Genomic DNA, 18,139 nt, shown 5'->3' on the forward strand with positions numbered 1-18,139 from the left:
CATCTATGTGGAAAACGCTTGTCCACATAGATGACGTTCCGGGTTCTGGCTGTCTGCGGGTGCTGGAATACTGAAGCCATGCCCAACAACCCGGATGCTGCCCTACTCGCAGCAGAACAGTCCACCACCCGGCTGCAGGCCCTTGAAGTACTGAAGGAGCTTGTGGGAAATGCGGACGCCCGATTCCACGACGGCCAGTATGAGGCGATTGAGGCCCTCGTCGACGCCGGACGGCGGGCTTTGGTGGTGCAGCGGACGGGCTGGGGCAAGTCGGCCGTGTACTTCGTCTCGTCGTTGTTGTTGAGGCGCCGGGGCGCAGGGCCAACCCTCATCGTGTCGCCCCTGCTCGCGCTGATGCGGGACCAAGTGGCAGCGGCCGCACGTGCCGGAGTGCGGGCCGTGGCGATCAATTCCGCCAATCAGCTTGAGTGGGACAACGTCCGGGAGCAACTAGCCGCGGACCAAGTGGACGTTCTCTTGGTTTCGCCGGAGCGGCTCACCAATCCTTCGTTCCGGGAGAACCAGCTTCCCGAGCTCATCCGCCGTACCGGTCTCCTGGTGATTGACGAGGCACACTGCATTTCGGACTGGGGGCACGATTTCCGTCCCGACTATCGGCGCATCTCCGATCTTATCGAGCAACTGCCTGGGAGTGTTCCCGTGCTGGCTACCACGGCCACAGCAAACTCCCGGGTGGTCCATGACATCGAAGAGCAGCTCGGCGCCGGAGTGCTGACCATCCGCGGGCAGCTTGGCCGGGAGTCCTTGCGGCTAGGTGTCTTGAAGCTCGCCGATTCGCGCGATCGCCTTGGCTGGTTGTTGACCCATCTGGCAGACATGCCAGGCAGCGGAATCATCTACACCCTGACCGTTTCGGCCGCTGAAGACACCGCCCGGCTGCTCTCCGAGGCAGGCCACAACGTTTTGTCCTACACCGGGCGCACGGACCCCGCGGATCGTGAACGGGCCGAGCAACTGCTCAAGGACAACCAGGTGAAGGCGCTCGTTGCCACCTCGGCGCTCGGCATGGGCTTCGACAAACCGGATCTCGGATTCGTCATCCACCTTGGCGCCCCCTCATCGCCGGTGGCCTACTACCAGCAGGTCGGCCGTGCCGGTCGTGGCGCCGCAAACGCCGATGTGCTCCTTCTTCCCGGATCCGAGGACCGCGAGATCTGGCAGTACTTTGCCACTGCTTCGATGCCCTCCGAGGAGAAGGCCGCCGCCGTACTTACCGTCTTGGCCGAAGCCGGCTCTGCCTTGTCCACCGTGGCACTCGAAGCGCGGGTGGACCTGCGCCGGACTCCCTTGGAACTCCTGCTGAAGGTCCTGGCCGTGGATGGAGCGGTGGAGCGCGTGGGCGGTGGCTGGAAGTCCACGGGACGTCCGTGGATCTATGACGCCGAACGCTACGCCCGCATCGCCGAGGCCCGGGTGGACGAGCAGGATTCCATGGTGATCTACCAGGACACCGCCGGATGCCGCATGGAATACATCACCGCCGTCCTGGACGACGAGTCCGCGCGTGCGTGCGGCCGCTGCGACAATTGCGCCGGCAGGTGGTTCCCGGCGGACGTGGCAGCAGCCGCCGCCGACGCCGCCGGGCAGACGCTTCGCCGGGCGGGCCTTGCGCTCGAGCCACGGCTTCAATGGCCCAGCGGGATGGACCGGCTGGGCGTGGCGGTGAAAGGCAAGATCAAACCGGAGGAATTGCTGGCCGAAGGGCGCGTGTTGGCGCGCCTGACCGACCTCGGCTGGGGCGGTGCCCTCCGTGAGCTCTTTGCCGCCGGTGCGGCTGACCGCGAGGTTGAACCTGCCATGTTGCAGGCTTGCGTGCAGGTTTTGCGCGAATGGTCTGCCGGAGACGGCCGATCCACCGGGTGGAGCGGCCAAGGGCGTCCGGCAGCCGTCGTGAGCATCCCGTCCAGGAATAAGCCGGCGTTGGTCGAGTCTTTGGCCCGCGGCATAGCCGGAATCGGCCGGATGCCCTATTTGGGAGCCCTCGAACTCCAGCACGGCGGACCAACTGGCGGGCGCGGCGGCAACAGCGCCTACCGGCTGGCCGGTGTCTGGGAGCGCCTCGTGGTGGGTTCGGAACTTGGACAGAACCTTGCGTCGCTCGGCGGCCAAGGCATCCTTCTGGTCGATGACCTTGCGGACAGCCGCTGGACCATGACTGTTGCCGGCCGCGCTCTCAGGCAAGCCGGAGCAGGATCGGTGTTGCCTCTTGTCCTCGGCCAAGCGGCGTGACGGGCGCAGCCCCGGACGTCCTGTCCGAATCCAAGTGGCAGCCACGGCTCGCCTTGCTGGTTGCCGCCACCTTCTTCATGGAGTTCCTGGACGGAACAGTCCTTACAACCGCCATGCCGAGCATCGCCGCCGACTTCAAAGTAGTCTCGGCCGATGTCAACATCACGATGACCGCCTACCTGGTGACTGTGGCCATGGGAATTCCGCTCAGTAGCTGGCTCGCAGAACGATTTGGCGCACGCCGGATCTTCTGTCTGGCGATCGCCGTCTTCACGGTGGCGTCGGTGCTGTGCGCGGCCAGCCAGGACCTCACTCTGCTGACCTTGAGCCGGGTGGCACAGGGGGCCGGCGGAGCCATGATGGTGCCGGTAGGCACTCTCGTGGTGCTGCGGGGCACGCCCAAGTCGGAGCTTCTCCGCGCCACGGCATTCCTTGTCTGGCCAGGGTTGCTGGCGCCCGTTTTGGCGCCGCTCGTTGGCGGAGCTTTCACAACGTATCTTTCCTGGCACTGGATCTTCCTCATCAACGTGCCGTTGGGGCTTGCTGCGTTCGTTGCAGCCCTGAGGCTGGTTCCGCGCAAGGGGGGCGATGCGGGCCGGCGGCTCGATTGGCTCGGCCTCACGCTCACCACGTTCGGCGTCGGATCGCTTGTGGTGGGTCTTGAAGGGGTCGGCGGTCACGGCGCGGGCGCGGTTCCGGCAGCAGTGCTGCTGGCCGGAGCATTGGCTTTGTCTGGAGCGGCCTGGTGGATGCTCAAGGCCAGGGCTCCGCTCTTCGATCTCCGGGTTTTCGCCACGCGCACTTTCCGGGCCACGTCAACCGGAGGGTTCGTCTATCGCCTGACCATCAGCTCGGTGCCCTTTCTGCTGCCGCTGTTGTTCCAGGATGGCTTTGGCTGGGATCCACTCAAATCCGGTGCCATGGTGGCAGCGGTGTTCATTGGCAACATAGGCATCAAGCCCGCAACGACGCCCATCATTCGGCGATTCGGCTTCAAGCCGGTGTTGGTCTTCGCCTCTTTCGCCTCGGCCGTCACCTTTGCCGCTTGTGCAGCGCTCAACGCAGGGACTCCGGAGCCCCTGATTTTTGCCTTGCTGCTTGCCAGCGGGGCCTTCCGTTCGATCGGATTTTCCGCGTACGCCTCCGTGCAATATGCGGATATCGTTCCAAGGGAGCTACCTTCGGCCAACGCGGTGTCAGCCACCCTGGTGCAACTGGCCGCTGGTGCGGGTATTGCGGTGGGTGCGCTCTTCTTGCGTCTCTTCGATCATGTGTCTCTCTTCGGCGATGGCCCTTCCTCGGCATACCGTGGCGCCTTCTTGGCCATGGCCGCTGTGATGCTTTTGAGCACAGTGGACAGCCTCACGCTGCACCGGCACGCCGGAGCTGAAGTCAGCCGCAGTGTTGTGGGCAAAGCTACGAAGCCGGGTGCGTGAACGGGACCCGCTCGAACGACATGACGCTCGTGGCTTCCTCGGGGTTGACCGTGACCTTGAGCCAGTCCTTGGCATTGTTGGATCCATCCACGGTGATTCGCGTCAGGTTCTTCGCTGCTCTGGCCTGCCCGTAGAAGGAGAGCCACGCGGAACCGGCAGCAAGGGGGTGGTCTTGGTTGTAAACGTGGCTATCGCCGTTGATCAGGTAGACCGGCCCGCCGAACGAGTTCGATTCCTCGATCAAGGTCTGCACCAGGGGCTTGAAAGCACCAAAGTCCGCCTGCGAAGGGGCTGCGACTGTCGGGTCGAACATGTCCGCCTGCGTCATCACGACGACGGCCCGGTCACCGTTGTTCCGCGCCTTGCGGAAGGTGTCCCGCAACTCCTGGATGTCAGCTTCGGTCCTCTGCTGTACCTCGTCCACTTGGGCGGCGGTCGGCTGGCTCTGGCCAAGTCCTGTCCAAGGCAGCATCGAATTATCGCTGCCCGGAATGTTGACGGCAGTGAAGGCGACCTCATGCTTGCGGAAGCTGACGTTCTCCGGGAAGCCTTCCTTTGCCTGTGACTTCACCTGCATCGGGGAACCAAGCGTGACACCTGGCTTCGGGAAGAACACTTCCCGAACCTTGGCCAGTCTTTCGAGGGGGTTGTAGGCGCCGTTGTTCGTTCGGTGGCAGTCAGTCCACTCGTTGTCGCCCGGGGTGTAGACGAGCGGAGCCGTGAAGCTGTCGAAGTTCTTCTTGATGGCTTCGAAGTACTGATCCGTGCACTGGGATGACCCGTTCTTGATGTCGCCCACGTGTGCTACAAAGCTCAGTTCCTTGTGTGCGTTGAGGTCCTGGATGTAGGACGGGAAGGCTTGGATCTCAGCGGCACCGTAGGGTACATCGCCGATCACGCCGAAGCTGAAGCCTTCGGTATTGCCTTGGCGGCCGTTGCCGTTGGAGCCATTCTGTCCTGAAGTGTTGCCGTCATTGGCCGCCAGTGCCGGCGGAGTGAGCAACGTGGTTGACAGCAAGACGGCCCCAACCGTCGCGATCGCGAATCTCGTCATTGAACGCATGAATCTCTCCTCGTCGGTGGTCTCCTTTACCCGGACGAGGCTATTGGCGCAAGCTGAATTCAAGGAGTCGGAGACATGAATCTTCCTAGCCAGAACCGGACGCTGAAGGCCCCGGAACGCAAAAAGGCCCCGGTCCAAGGACCGGGGCCAAAACGCGGAGACGGGGGGATTTGAACCCCCGGTGGAGTTGTGCCCCACACTTCATTAGCAGTGAAGCCCATTCGGCCGCTCTGGCACGTCTCCAGTTGCTATTGCTAGCCAACCAAGGATACGCAGAACTGGGCACCCAGTGCAAAACGGGGACGCGGGCCGCCGTCGGGCGCCGCGCCACCGCCTGCCGGACCCGACGCGGGCCGCCGTCGGGCACTCCACCGTTGAGGGCGTTAGTGCCGTGAACCCTCCTTGCCCGCAAGCGCACGCCACAGGAAGTGCTGGCTGCGGGCTTGGAGCGAGGCCGCCTGGCGGTTGTCCGAGGCTCCCGCGTGACCGCCTTCGAGTGCTTCGTGGAACCACACGTTCGGGATGCCCATTGCCTGCATCCGGGCGGCCATCTTCCGCGCCTGGACCGGGCCTACCCGGTCATCGGAGGTGGCTGTCCAGATGAACGTCTCCGGGTAGTCCACTCCGTCGCGCAGCAGGTGGTACGGGGAGAAGGTGCGGATGTACTCCCACTGCTCCGGGACGTCGGGGTCGCCGTATTCGGCAATCCAGGAGTAGCCGGCCGAAAGCTTGGTGTAACGGCGCATGTCCAGCAAGGGGACACCGCAGGAGACGGCTCCGAACAGCTCCGGATACTGGGTGAGCATGTTGCCCACCAGCAGTCCGCCGTTGGAGCCGCCCACGCAGCCGAGCCGCCGCGGACTGGTGACGCCCCGCGAAATGAGGTGCCGCGCCACAGCGGCGAAGTCCTCGAAGGCGCGGTGTCGATTCGCCTGCAAGGCAGCGCTGTGCCACGCGGGACCGTACTCGCCGCCGCCGCGGATGTTGGCTACGACGTAGACGCCGCCGCGTGAATGCGGTGCGGAACCGTCGTCGGGCGCAATGCCTTCGCTCCGGCGTTCCAGCCAGGCGCGCCCGATGGCTCCGCTGTAGGCGGGGGTCCTTGAGACCTCGAACCCGCCGTAGCCAGATAGCTGCGTTGGGTTCTCGCCGTCGAGGTCCAGATCTTTGGACGCCACCTGGAAATAGGGCACGCGCGTGCCGTCCGCTGAGGTGGCGAAGTGCTGCTGGACCTCGTAGTCCGCCTCGTTGAAGAACGACGGCGAGGACTTCACTACCGCGTGCGTGCTCGCCACCCCGCCGTCGTGGCCTGCGTCGAGCGTGTAACTGGCGATACCCGGGGACAGGGTGCCGCGCATGAGCGTCGTGGGGGTGGTGAAGCCGGTAGCGACGAGCCAGTAGTCGTTTCCGGCGTCGTCGCCTTCTGCTTCGTCCTCGTCGTCGACGGCGTAGGCGTTCACATCATGGAGCGGCGGGCACGCATCCAATAAAGTGGAGGCCCACCCGCCGGTGGAGTCCTTGCGGGCCGGGTCGAGCACCCTGATCTCGGACGAGACGTCGTGCAGCAGGTTCAGGAGGAGGTAGTTCCGGGTCCAACTCCATGACTGGAGGGAGGTGTGCTCATCCGGGGTGAAAAGCACCGTGAAGTCACGTGTCCCGGACAGGTAGCCCTCAAAGTCGGCGGCCAACAGGGATCCGGCAGGATAGGTGGTTCCGTCCACGTTCCAGTCCTGCCGAGGACGGAACATGAGCCATTCGCGGTGGGAACTGAGGTTCACGTCGGTGGGCACATCGATGGCCAGCCACGCGTCATCGCGCAGCACGGACGTGGTCCGGTTGAAGAAGTCGATCCAGTCCACCGCGAAAGTGCGTTCGAAGCCCGGGGTGGAGTCGCGGGCGACGAGCGCCATCATGTGGTCTTCGGGGATCTCGAAGATCCGCTCGGCTTCGGCCAGGGATTGGCCACGACGGAGCTTCACACCGGTGCGCGCGTACGACGAGCTGGTTTTAGGCAGGCCGTCGGCGGTCGTGGCAACCAGCAAGGTGTCGGCGTCGAGCCAGCTCACGTTGCCCTTCGCGGTCGAAAGGTCGAAACCGCCTGCGGCAGGGTCCACGAAGGTGCGGGTTTCGACGTCGAACTCGCGGTGGCGGTTGGCGTCGCCGCCGTCGGGGGAGAGGGCGATGATGGCGAGGCGGTGCGGTTCGCCTTCGGCCGGGCGCAGGAAGTTGGCGCCGTGGAAAACCCATTCTTCGCCCTCGGCGGCGGCCAGCGCATCGATGTCGAGCAGCACGTCCCATTCCGGGGCGTCGCTGAGGTAGCTTTCCCACGTGGTCCGGCGCCAGAGGCCCTTGGGGTTCTGCTGGTCTTTCCAGAAGTTGTAGTAGTGCTCGCCGCGCTTGTTGACCATGGCGATCCTGTCCGTGGAGTCCAGAACCTCCAGGATTCCGGCTTCCAGCGCGGTGTATTCGGCGTCGTCGAGCAAGTCTTCGGTGCGGGCATTTTGCTCCCGCACCCAGGCCAGCTGTTCCTCGCCATGAATGTCTTCGAGCCAGATATTCTCGTCGACAGGTTCGGGGGCGATTGCGGTACCCTGGGCAGTTTCGTTGTCGGGCGCGGGCGCTTGATCAGCTGCTGTGGTGGTCATGCCTCATCCTAGAGTGACTGTCTGAGCAGGAAGCAAGTCACAAGAAGTTAGGCTTGGGCGTGGGTAAATCGCAGAACATCCGGGTTGGGCTGATCGGGGCAGGTCCCCGCGGCACCAGTGTGCTGGAGCGATTGCTCGCCAATTGGGTCGCGACGGAAACGCACACACGCTCCCTGCACATCGACGTCGTGGACCCCTATCCCGCCGGTCCCGGGCACGTCTGGCAGCCCGATCAGTCCCGGCTCTACCTCATGAACACGCAGTCGTTCTACCCCACACTGATTCCCGAGGACGAGCGACTCGCGCCGCCCCTCGCCGGGGGCTCTTTTGAGCAGTGGCGGACGGAGAAGCAGTCCGTCGGCGGTCAAGGCCTGAGCTCCGAGGAACGGGCCGAACTTGCCTCGCTCGCCTCCCACGACTTTCCCAGCCGTGCCCTTTACGGACGGTATCTCCGTTCGACTCTTGAGGAACTGCTGGACCGCGTTCCGGCCGGAGTGGAGATCGCCTTCCACCGAAGCAACGCCGTGGCGGCGCATCCACTGCCGGGAGGCCCGGCGGACGGTTCGCCGGGCAAGCCAGCGGGCGGAGGGTTCGACGTCGAACTCGACGACGGCGCTCGGCTCACCGTGGATTCCCTCGTCCTCGCGCTGGGCCACCTTGAGTCCCGGCTCAACCCGGAGCAGCGTTCGTTCAGGGAGGTGGCAGCGGAGCTCGGGCTGCTATATGTGCCGCCGGCCGCTCCGGCCGATGTGGACTGGGCGTTGGTCCCTGCGGGGGAGACGGTCCTGGTCCGGGGCATGGGGCTGAATTTCTTCGACGTCATGGGCCAGCTGACCGAAGGCCGCGGCGGACAGTTCGTGCCGGCCGAAGGCGGTCTCCACGGGAAGCTCAGGTACCTGCCTTCGGGCCAGGAACCGAAGATCATTGCGGCATCCAGGCGCGGCACTCCGTACCGGGCCAAGGCCGGGCTGGACGGTTACTATCCCAAGTCCGTGCGCTTGCGGTATCTGACCGAGAGCGCGGTGGAACGCTTCGCCGCGGCCGGTATCCAGCCTGGCTTCGACCATGACCTTTGGCCCCTCCTGCATCGCGACGCCTTGTGGGCCTACTACTCAACGCTGGTTGTGGCCGAGCCCGTGGCCGTGTCTGATGCGACGGAATTCCTGGCCGCTCTCGAAGACTTGTTGCAGCCCCACGCGCATGCCACCGGGCGCTGGGAAAACCATGTCGCCGAGTTGGTCTCCACCCATGTTGCAGCGTCGCGCCGCCTTGACCTGCTGGGCCTCGCGGCGCCTTTGGCCGGGCATTCCTTCGCGTCCAGGAAGGAACTCGACGCCGCCGTCGCGGACTATCTGGACGATGACGCCCGCCGCTCCGCCCTGGGAGAGTCGGATCCCGTGAAGATGGCCATCGGTGCGTTGCACACCGGACGGGCCATCCTGAAGAGCGCCGTGGCCGACGGCGGTATCACTGACGAATCGTGGGTGGGCGAGCTGCGCGGCTGGTTCGAATCCTTCGTTGAGGGGCTCGCGAGCGGTCCTCCAGCGCTGCGCGCCGAACAATTGGCCGCTTTGGCGCGTGCCGGCGTCGTGAGTTTTGTGGGCCCGGATCCGCGGTTCAGCGTCGACCGTTCCCAGCGCGTCTTCCGGGCGGTATCTGCTTGGGTGCACGACGACGCCGCGGAAGCCAGGATCCTGATTGAGGCCATGTCCCCGGCGAACCGGGTAGGCGTGAGTGTTTCTCCGTTCCTGCGGCAGTTGCTTGCCGACGGATTGGTGCGGCCCAAGGTGATGATGACTGCCGAGGGAACGCCGGTGCAGACGTCCGGCTTGGATGTCCAGCCGCATCCGTACCGCGTGGTGGGCGCCAACGGTTCCGTGACTCCGGGAATGTACGCCCTCGGCCTGCAGCTTTCTTCCACGCAATGGGGTACGGCCATCGCCGCCGAGGCCCGGCCTTCCGATGGTCGCGGCTATCGGAGTGGCCAACGGACCCTCCGCGACGCCGACGAAATCGCCAGGGACATGCTCGGACTTCCGCTCCAAAAATGAGCATGTTCCCCCAATAAGACTGCGCATGCTCCCTGCCGGTTCCGACGAGTGGACATAAGCCTGATATGTCCACTCGTCGGTCCCGGGGGAGAGCATGCTCTCTGGCGGTAGCGGGCTGCGCCTGGCGGTTGGGCTTATGCAGCCTGGTTTTGGATGAGTTTGAAGATCGCACCCGTCGGGTCGGTCAGGGTGGCCATCCGGCCGTAGGGGGTGTCCTCAGCCGCCTGGACCACGGTGGCGCCCAGGGAGACGGCCTGCTCGATGGTGTCATCGACCTTGTCCACCGCGAAGTAGACGCCCCAGTAGGACGGCACCTCGGCAGGGAGGAAACCGGAGGCATCCATGATGCCTGCCTTGGAGTTGTCGCCCTCACCGAGCGTCGTGTAACGGAACTCCGGGGTGTCGCCCACGACGGTGGTTTCCCAACCAAAGACGTTTTGGTAGAAGGAAACGGCCGAGTCGTACTCCTTGGCGAAGAGCTCGTGCCAGGCCGGCGCGCCTGTTTCGGCAGCCAGCTGATAGCCCTTCATCTCGCCGAACTGCCAGGCACCGATGGCCGCTCCGGAGGAATCCGCGTACATGGCCATGGTTCCCTGGTCCGGAACTTCCATGGGTTCCATGTAGACCTGGCCGCCGTTGGCGAGGGCTGCTTCGGTGGTGGCCTTGATGTCGTCAGTCCGCAGGTAAGTGGACCAGACATCGGGCATCTGGCCCATGTTTTCCTGCTTCTGCATGATCCCGGCCACCATCTTGCCGTCCTTCGAGGCGGTGATGTAGCCACCGTACTTTTCCTGATCCCCGGTCTCGTAGGTCCAGCCGAAGAGCGTGTTGTAGAAGGACTTTGCCTTCTCCGGGTCCGAGGTCATCAGGTCGATCCAGCAAGGTGAGCCGGGGGTGATGTCAGGCGTGGGCATGTTTTCTCCTGTGTCGTTACCGCGGTTGTTCCACGGTTTCATGTGTGGGTGGTGGAGACAGACAAAACCCTATGCGGGGCCTCTGACAGTTTCAATGCCTTCGCTCGATGCCACTAGCGGAACCTAGCCCATGACGAGCATCAAAATGAAGTAGATCGCTCCGCCGACCACCGAGTAGATGGCAAACGGTGTCAGGGTCCGGGTCTCGAAGAAGCGAAGCAGGAACTTGGTAGCGAACCATGCGGCGACACCCGCGCACAGCGCGCCCACCAGGAACACGCCACGCTCGTCGGCCATGGCCGGAGTGAAAAGGTCAGGCAGCTTGAGCACGGCGGCCGCGCCGATGATCGGCGTGGCGAGCAGGAAGCTGAAGCGCGCGGCGTTCTCGTTGTTCAGCCCGGACAGCAAACCGCCGGCCATGGACGAGCCGGAGCGGGAGATGCCCGGGATCAGGGCGGCTGCCTGGGCCGTTCCGATTGCCAAGGCGCGCTTCCACGGCAGGGTGGCGATTTCGGCGTCGGAAGCCGTTGCGGTGGCTGGCTGCTCCGCGGCACGGCGGCTGTCCCTTGTCCGCAGGCGTTCGGCCCCAAAAAGGACCAGACCGTTGACCACCAGGAAGGCCGCGGCGATCAGCGGGGAACCGAAAAGGTTCCGGATGGGCTTCTCAAGGACCAAACCGATGATTCCCGCAGGCACGGTTCCAACCACGAGGAGCCAGCCGAGCTTTGCATACGTGTCTGACGGAGCAATCTTCCTGTCCCGGATTGAACGGCCAAGGCCCTTGGCAATCTCAATCCAGTCCCGGAGGAAGAAGAAGAACAGCACAATTGCTGTAGCCAGGTGGGTGGCAATGAGGAAGTTCAGGAATTCCGGCGCCTTCTGGTCCAGGCCCCAACCGAAGAGCTTGGGCAGGATGACGCTGTGGCCGAGGCTGGAAATCGGGAAGAGCTCGGTGATTCCCTGCAGCAGGCCCATGACGATGGCCTGGATCATATTAATCATGGGCTCGATCCTAGCCAGTACCGGTTACTGCGAGATGAACGTTTGCTGGGAGGCAGCCGGGTGCCAGCAGGTGAACGCGGTCGATAGGGTAGGTGGCTAATATCGACCAATGACCCAAGAACGATGGCGGCAGGTTTCCGAATGGCCCATGGTGGCGGCAGCGGTGCTGTTCCTGGTGGCCTATTCATTCCAGGTGATCGCCAATCTCAGCGAGGCCCAATCCACCGTTGTTGACACCATCATTTGGGTCACGTGGCTGGTGTTTGCCCTGGATTACGCGATGTGCCTCGTCTTGGCGCGGCGGCGCGCCAAGTGGTTCGTGCGGAACCTGCACGAATTGCTGATCCTGGCACTACCGGTCCTCAGACCCTTGAGGTTGTTGCGGCTCGTGACACTCCTGAAGCTGCTTCATCGCACAGCCGGGAACGCCATGCGAGGCCGGATCCTCACTTTCGTCCTCGGGTCCGCGGCCCTCCTGACGTACTGTGGTGCGCTCGCCGTGCTTGATGCGGAGGAGAACGCCGCCGGCGCTAACATCACCAACTTTGGCGACGCCATCTGGTGGGCGATGGTCACCATCACCACCGTCGGCTACGGGGACCACTACCCGGTGACGGTGGTGGGACGCTGCGTTGCCGGCGGCTTGATGGTTTGCGGAATCGCCGTCCTGGGCGTCGTGACCGCATCGGTTGCCTCTTGGCTCGTTGAACAAGTCTCTTCCGGAGCTGCGGCGGCCGCGACAGTCGCCGAGGAACCCATGAAGCAGGAGATCCGCCGGCTGGCTGAGCAGGTCGAGCGCTTGAGCGCGCTTCTGGAAAACGCTGACGGCGAGCTACGAGGCGGCGTGGTCGGAGCCCGCGGCGACCACTCGCCGCCGCCTTAGCCCGCCCGTCCCCGTAGCTCGCCGTCGAGGTGCGTCCTTAGTCCCTTCCGCGGACCGGGATGCTCGCGGAAGAAATCAAGACGGCGCTCTTCTCTTCGTTGGTGGCCGGACGGATCTGGCCGCGTTCCGGGACGAAGACGATGGCCTCATCTTCCTGCTCGGGGGCGTTGACGAAGGAACGGAAGCGGCGCAGCCGTTCCGGGTCCTTCAGGGTCGCGGCCCACTCGTCCTCGTAGGACCCGACGTGCTTGGCCATGGCGGCCTCGAGCTCGTCGGCGATGCCGAGCGAGTCCTCGACGACCACCTGGCGCACGTGCTTCAGGCCGCCGTCGAGCTCTTCCTGCCAGCGGGCGGTGCGTTGAAGCCGGTCGGCGGTGCGGATGTAGTACATGAAGTAGCGGTCGATGTACTTCACCAGGGTCTCGTCGTCCAAGCCGCCGGCAAGGAGCTGGGCGTGGGCGGGGTTCGCGCCGCCGTTGCCGCCGACGTATAGGTTCCAGCCTTCCGAAGTCGCGATCACGCCGACGTCCTTGCCACGGGCTTCGGCGCATTCGCGGGCGCAACCGGAGACGCCCATTTTGAGTTTGTGCGGGCTGCGCAGTCCCCGATAGCGCAGCTCCAGGTTGATGGCCATGGAAACAGAGTCGAGCACACCGAAGCGGCACCACGTAGAGCCCACGCAGGATTTCACGGTGCGCAGGCTCTTGCCGTAAGCCTGGCCGGATTCCATGCCTGCGTCAATGAGCTCGCCCCAGATCTCCGGGAGCTGTTCGAGGCGGGCCCCGAACATGTCGATCCGCTGCCCACCGGTGATCTTCGTGTAGAGGCCGTACTTCTTGGCGATCGTCCCGATGACCACGAGCTTGTCCGGTGTAATCTCCCCGCCCGGGATGCGGGGGACCACCGAGTAGGTGCCGTCCTTTTGCATGTTGGCCAGTGCGCGGTCGTTGGTGTCCTGCAAGGTGCCGCGGCCGGCGTCGAGCACGTACGCGGAATGCTGGGAGGCCAGGATGGACGCGATGGTGGGCTTGCAGATGTCGCAGCCCGCGCCGGTGCCGTATTTGGCCAGGATGTCCTCGAAGGAGGTCAGCTCCAGCACGCGGATCGCGTCGAAAAGCTCCTGCCGGGAGAGCTCGAAGTGCTCGCACAGGGCCTTGGAGACTTCGATGCCGGACTTCTTCAGTTCCCCTTCGAGGAGCTTCTTGATCATCGGCACGCACGAACCGCACTGGGTGCCGGCCCGGGTGCAGGCCTTGAGGCCTGGCACGTCGTGGACCGGCTCCTTGCCTTCGCATGTCCCGCACGCGTTGACGGCGTCCCGGATAGATCCTGCGGCCACATTGTTGCAGGAGCACAGGATCGCGTCATCCGGGAGTTCGGTCTCGGGGGCGTCCCCGCCGCCGGCCGCGGTGAGGTAGGCGCCGGGTTCGGCAGGCAGTTCCCGGCCCAGCAGGGGGCGCAGGCTCATGTACGGGGTGGCGTCGCCGACGAAGATCCCGCCGAGGAGGGTCTTGGCATCGTCAGTGGTGACGATCTTCTGGTAGACGCCGCGTGCGGGGTCGGCGTACACGATCTCCAGGGAGTGCTCGGTCTTGGCGAACGCATCGCCGAAGCTGGCCACGTCCACTCCGGAGAGCTTGAGCTTGGTGGCGGTGTCGAAGCCGGGGAACGTCGCTTGGCCGCCGTGCAGCCGGTCGGCCACGATCTCGGCCATCGTGTTCGCCGGAGCCACGAGCCCCAGGCACATCCCGCCGAAGTTGGCGACTTCACCAATAGCGAAGATGCCCGGGATCTCGGTTTCGCAACCATCGGAAATGACAACACCGCCGCGCGGACCAAGCGTAAAGACCTGCTCCTCACCCTCCGCTGCACGGAAGAGCTCGTCGCGGGGCCTGACCCCGATCGCGACGATCACGATGTCGGCGTCGATGATGCGGCCGTCAGCCATGAGGACTCCGGTGACCTGGCCGTCGTCGGACAATACTTCCGAGGGGAACACGCCGCCGTGGATTTCGAAGCCTTTGTCCTTGATGAGCCGGCCCATTGCCTGGCCAGCGCCTTCGTCGAGCTGCGTGGCCATCAGCCATGGCGCACCGTCGATGACGATCGGGGTGGCGCCAAGCCGCTCAGTCCCGGCGGCCGATTCAAGGCCCAGGAGGCCGCCGCCGATTGTGACGGCTTTGATCCTGCGTCCCAGTTTCGCGGTGAGTTCGGTGATCGCCTTGTTGATGGCCCAGACGTCTTCGAGCGTTCGGTAGACGTGGGTGTGTTCGGCGCCCGGGATCGGGAGGCGCGCGGCGTTCGAACCCGTCGCGACCACGAGTGCATCGTATTCGTAGCTGTTGCCGGCAGCGGTTTCCACGGACTTGGCTTCGGGGTTGATCTTGACTACCCGCTCGCCAGTGCGCAGGTCCAGGGCATCGTGGTCCCACATCGACGCGTGCCCGAGGGTGAGGTCGTAGTCCACCTCGATGAGCGCCTTGCTCAGCGTGACCCGGTCGTAGGGAAGATGTGCTTCCTCGGTGAGGACCGTGACGTGCCAGCCCTCGAGGCCGCGGGTATGCATGGCATCGGCAAAACGGTGGGCCGCAGGGCCTCCGCCCGCGACGACAATGCGGCGCGGGTTCTCTGAAGGGGAAGTATGTCCGGTCACTGGCGGCCTTTCGCATGTGCCGCAGAACCGTCATCCGCGACTTGTCACTTCAGACTAAAGACGCGCAGTTTCGCGTCAGTTTCCCTTTTGTTTCGGGGGCTTAACTTCGGCATCACGGTGAGGATTGCGGTTATGTGAGGTCTCCTTTACGAGCAGGACACATTGATTGCATTCCGGCGAAACATGGCGGGCCTACCGTGAAGTTGTGGCCGCAAACGGCCCGTGCCGGATGGCGGAATTGGATCCGCCGGACCGGCAGGCTAAGCGATAGGGGCTGAAATGACCGTAATTCTGGATCGTGAAAAGGAACAACAGCAGAGCGCACCGACCGCGTCCGGCTGGCACCGCGTCTGCGCGATCGACGAGCTGGAACCGGCCTGGGGCGAAGCTGCCCTGGTCGGAGGCAGGCAAGTAGCGCTCTTCCGCACCACGCCGGATGAAGTCCTGGCCGTATCCCAGCAGGACCCCGCAACCCTCTCCAACGTCATGGCGCGGGGAATCGTCGGTTCCCGAGGCAGCCGTCCCACGATCGCCTCGCCGCTTCACAAAGAGGTGTACGACCTGGAAACCGGCGAATGCTTTACCAACCCCGAACTGCGGCTTGCAAGCTACGCCACCCGTTTGGTGGACGGATATGTCGAAGTAGCCGTCTAGGCTGCATCAGGGCGCTGCCCCTACTGGCAGAATGGCCGATATGGACGCACCCAAGCAGTTTCCCGCCGTCGAGCTCCGCATAGAAATTCGCGATACTGAACCGCTCATTTGGAGGCGGGTGGTCCTCCCCGAATCGGCCACCGTCGCTGTGCTGCACGGAAGCATTCAGACGGCCTTCGGTTGGAAGGATTGCCACCTTTACGGCGTTAGCGGTGTCGATCGTAAGGGCGTCCGCCGGATCATCATCGGAACCGACGACGACGGCGTGCAACCCGGCGCCGAGCTTGCTGCCGACGTCGGGCTGCTTGAGCTCATTGACCCGGCCCGGCCGGGTAAAGCTCCGCTGGAGTACGAGTACGATTTTGGTGATTCGTGGATTCACGAGATCGAGGTCGTGGGCCCGGCCACTCTCCCTGAAAACACCGTTGCCTGCCTCGATGGCGCGATGCGGGGACCCCTGGAAGACTCCGGCGGGGCAGCGGGCTACGCGAATGTGGTGGCCGTGCTTGGCAACCCTGGCCACTCCGAGCATGGCCAGTGCGCGAAGTGGCTCGAATTGGTAACCCATCAGCCGGCAGCCGATTTCGACCCCACCGACTTCGATCTCGTCGCGGTGAATGGGCAGCTGCGCCAACTGGCACGACGGATCTGGCCGGGCGACGCTACACCGGAAGACAGAGAGACCGTCCTTGGCCCGGTTTCGTGGTTTCTAAATGCAGCACACCCGGACGGGCTGGAACTGACATCCGCCGGCTACCTCAAACCCGCAATAGTCAAACGGGCCATGACCCAGCTCGGCTGGGATGATGAGTGGCCGATGCCGGGGCGAAATGAAAACAACGTTGTTCCGATCCTGGACCTTCGTGAACAACTGCAGGATTGGAAACTGTTACGCAAGTTTAAAGGAAGGCTGGTCCTCACCCCCGCTGGCCGTCACGCTGTGCAGGATCCTGCAGCCCTGTGGGACTATCTGGCCGAGCGGTTCGCCTTTCCGCACCACGGCGTCGACAAAGAGGTCATGCGCCTGCTGGTCCATTGGGCTGTTAGCGGCGAGGCGCCCCCGTACAACGTGCGCCGGGAAGTGATTCAGTCGGCGCTCCACGCAAAGGGTTACCGGATGCCTGGCGGCACCGAGATTCCCTTGGATGACGCCTGGCACCTGGATCTGGACAACAGCCGGACCCTCCGGTGCCTGGCGTTGCGGGAGTCGGCCAGCTGGAGTCTCCGGAACTCGGAACTGTCTGACGGCGGGCTCAAGTTCCTGCTCGACGTGCAGCGCCGATTCGGGGACCGCAGCTACTGAACTGGCTAGCGCCGTCGAAAAAGCAGCAGATGCCCACAAGAAGCGATTCTGTGGGCATCTGCTGCCAGTTCGCGCCTTAAAGCGCGCCACGCGGAAGGTAAGGGATTTGAACCCTTGGTGCGGGGTTACCGCACACTGGTTTTCAAGACCAGCTCCTTAGGCCGCTCGGACAACCTTCCCTGCCTAGTAGTGTTTCATAGGGAGTTGGCTGTGCCAAAAACCTGCCTCCGCGATTAACGCGGTTAAGGTGTCTGAAAGGCCAATTGCACTGAGCAAGATCGGGAGCACTCTATGAAAGCCGTCTACATCTCCGAACCGGGCGGACCCGAGGTTCTGGAAATCCGCGACGTCCCTGCTCCGGTTCCCGGCCCCGGCGAGGTTCTCATCGACGTCGTCGCCGCAGGTCTCAACAGGGCCGATGTCCAGCAGCGCCGCGGTTTCTACCCGCCACCACCGGGAGCGTCCGACATTCCCGGCCTTGAAGTCTCCGGCCGGATTGCAGCGTTCGGGCCCGAGGTGAGCAAACCGTTTTCCGTGGGTGACAAGGTAGTGGCGCTGCTTTCGGGTGGCGGCTATGCACAGCAGGTTGCTGTCCCCGCGGAGCAGGTCTTGCGATTGCCCGACGGCGTGGATCTGGTCACCGCCGCGTCCTTGCCTGAGGTAGCCGCCACGGTGTACTCGAACCTCATCATGACTGCACAACTGCAAGCGGGTGAGACGGTACTGATCCACGGCGCCACTGGCGGCATCGGCACCATGGCCATCCAACTCGCCAAAGCGTACGGTGCCACGGTCGCGACGACGGCCGGAACGGCCGAAAAGGTCGGAACCGCGAAAGCCTTCCTCGGAGCCGACATCGCCATCAACTACGCGGAAGAAGATTTCGCCGAAAGCCTCAAGGCACAAAACGGCGGCAAAGGCGCGGACGTGATTCTCGACGTCGTCGGTGCCAAATACCTGCAGCAAAACGTGGAAGCACTCGCGGACTACGGAAGGCTGGTGGTGATCGGGCTGCAAGGTGGCGTCAAGGGCGAACTCAACCTCGGCCAGCTGGTCAGCAAACGTGCGGCGATCATCGGCACAGCGCTGCGCCCGCGGCCGGTCGCCGAAAAAGGTGTCATTATGAACGCCGTCCGCGAATCGGTCTGGCCGATGCTGGCCGATGGCCGGATCAAGCCGCTTGTGGCCAAGTCGTTCCCTTTGGAGCAGGTCCGCGAAGCCCACGAGTACTTCGATTCCGGCGAGCACATGGGCAAGGTCCTTCTGCTGCTCTAGCGACATCCGC

At 64.2% G+C, this 18,139-nt stretch carries 12 protein-coding genes and 2 tRNA genes; 7 read left to right on the plus strand and 7 right to left on the minus strand.

Features of this window, described 5'->3' with window-relative positions; genetic code table 11:
* Positions 1-78: 78 nt before the first annotated feature.
* Both QRN51_RS04360 and QRN51_RS04365 read left to right on the plus strand, forming a co-directional pair.
* Positions 79-2,250, plus strand: a complete 2,172-nt coding sequence (locus QRN51_RS04360; protein ID WP_284988770.1) for a RecQ family ATP-dependent DNA helicase — start codon at positions 79-81, stop codon at positions 2,248-2,250.
* A complete protein-coding gene (locus QRN51_RS04365; RefSeq protein WP_284988771.1) occupies positions 2,247-3,686 on the plus strand; it encodes an MFS transporter in 1,440 nt (479 codons plus the stop codon). Before QRN51_RS04360 ends, QRN51_RS04365 begins: the two co-directional genes overlap by 4 nt.
* Here QRN51_RS04365 and QRN51_RS04370 read toward each other — a convergent pair.
* From QRN51_RS04370 to QRN51_RS04380, 3 genes are all read right to left on the minus strand, one after another.
* Complete coding sequence (locus QRN51_RS04370; protein WP_284988772.1) at positions 3,667-4,749, minus strand: metallophosphoesterase family protein; 1,083 nt, start codon at positions 4,747-4,749, stop codon at positions 3,667-3,669. The two genes, QRN51_RS04365 and QRN51_RS04370, sit on opposite strands and share 20 nt — an antisense overlap.
* A gap of 155 nt (positions 4,750-4,904) precedes the next feature.
* Positions 4,905-4,992: transfer RNA gene (locus tag QRN51_RS04375), tRNA-Ser, on the minus strand.
* Positions 4,993-5,132: 140 nt separating this feature from the next.
* Positions 5,133-7,394, minus strand: coding sequence for a prolyl oligopeptidase family serine peptidase (locus QRN51_RS04380; RefSeq protein WP_284988773.1), 2,262 nt, complete (start codon positions 7,392-7,394; stop codon positions 5,133-5,135).
* Between the two features lie 59 nt (positions 7,395-7,453).
* On the opposite strand from QRN51_RS04380, the gene QRN51_RS04385 reads away from it, so the two are divergent.
* The gene (locus QRN51_RS04385) at positions 7,454-9,445 is read left to right on the plus strand and encodes an FAD/NAD(P)-binding protein (protein WP_284988774.1); all 1,992 of its coding nucleotides are present in this window, start codon (positions 7,454-7,456) and stop codon (positions 9,443-9,445) included.
* Positions 9,446-9,579: 134 nt separating this feature from the next.
* Here QRN51_RS04385 and QRN51_RS04390 read toward each other — a convergent pair whose 3' ends face one another.
* Entirely contained in the window at positions 9,580-10,359 is a 780-nt protein-coding gene (locus QRN51_RS04390) for a VOC family protein (RefSeq protein ID WP_059388636.1), read from the minus strand.
* Positions 10,360-10,482: 123 nt separating this feature from the next.
* Entirely contained in the window at positions 10,483-11,361 is an 879-nt protein-coding gene (locus QRN51_RS04395) for an undecaprenyl-diphosphate phosphatase (protein ID WP_284988775.1), read from the minus strand.
* 109 nt (positions 11,362-11,470) lie between these two features.
* Here QRN51_RS04395 and QRN51_RS04400 point away from each other — a divergent pair, with 109 nt between their 5' ends.
* Positions 11,471-12,244 carry a potassium channel family protein gene (locus tag QRN51_RS04400; protein WP_059388637.1) on the plus strand — a complete coding sequence of 258 codons (774 nt, stop codon included), beginning with the start codon at positions 11,471-11,473 and terminating at the stop codon, positions 12,242-12,244.
* A 37-nt stretch (positions 12,245-12,281) separates the two neighbouring features.
* Here QRN51_RS04400 and nirB read toward each other — a convergent pair whose 3' ends face one another.
* Positions 12,282-14,897, minus strand: coding sequence for a nitrite reductase large subunit NirB (nirB, locus tag QRN51_RS04405; protein ID WP_284988776.1), 2,616 nt, complete (start codon positions 14,895-14,897; stop codon positions 12,282-12,284).
* Between the two features lie 279 nt (positions 14,898-15,176).
* On the opposite strand from nirB, the gene nirD reads away from it, so the two are divergent.
* Both nirD and QRN51_RS04415 read left to right on the plus strand, forming a co-directional pair.
* Positions 15,177-15,551 (plus strand): nitrite reductase small subunit NirD, encoded by a 375-nt coding sequence (nirD, locus tag QRN51_RS04410; RefSeq protein WP_284988777.1) that lies wholly within the window; start codon positions 15,177-15,179, stop codon positions 15,549-15,551.
* Between the two features lie 40 nt (positions 15,552-15,591).
* Positions 15,592-16,854, plus strand: coding sequence for a plasmid pRiA4b ORF-3 family protein (locus QRN51_RS04415; RefSeq protein ID WP_284988778.1), 1,263 nt, complete (start codon positions 15,592-15,594; stop codon positions 16,852-16,854).
* A 91-nt stretch (positions 16,855-16,945) separates the two neighbouring features.
* Here the strand turns inward: QRN51_RS04415 and QRN51_RS04420 are convergent.
* Positions 16,946-17,033, minus strand: a tRNA-Ser gene (locus tag QRN51_RS04420).
* Between the two features lie 112 nt (positions 17,034-17,145).
* On the opposite strand from QRN51_RS04420, the gene QRN51_RS04425 reads away from it, so the two are divergent.
* Entirely contained in the window at positions 17,146-18,129 is a 984-nt protein-coding gene (locus QRN51_RS04425) for an NAD(P)H-quinone oxidoreductase (RefSeq protein ID WP_059388640.1), read from the plus strand.
* The last annotated feature ends 10 nt before the right edge of the window (positions 18,130-18,139 follow it).

Source organism: Arthrobacter sp. efr-133-TYG-120 (assembly GCF_030209785.1).
Classification (GTDB): domain Bacteria; phylum Actinomycetota; class Actinomycetes; order Actinomycetales; family Micrococcaceae; genus Arthrobacter.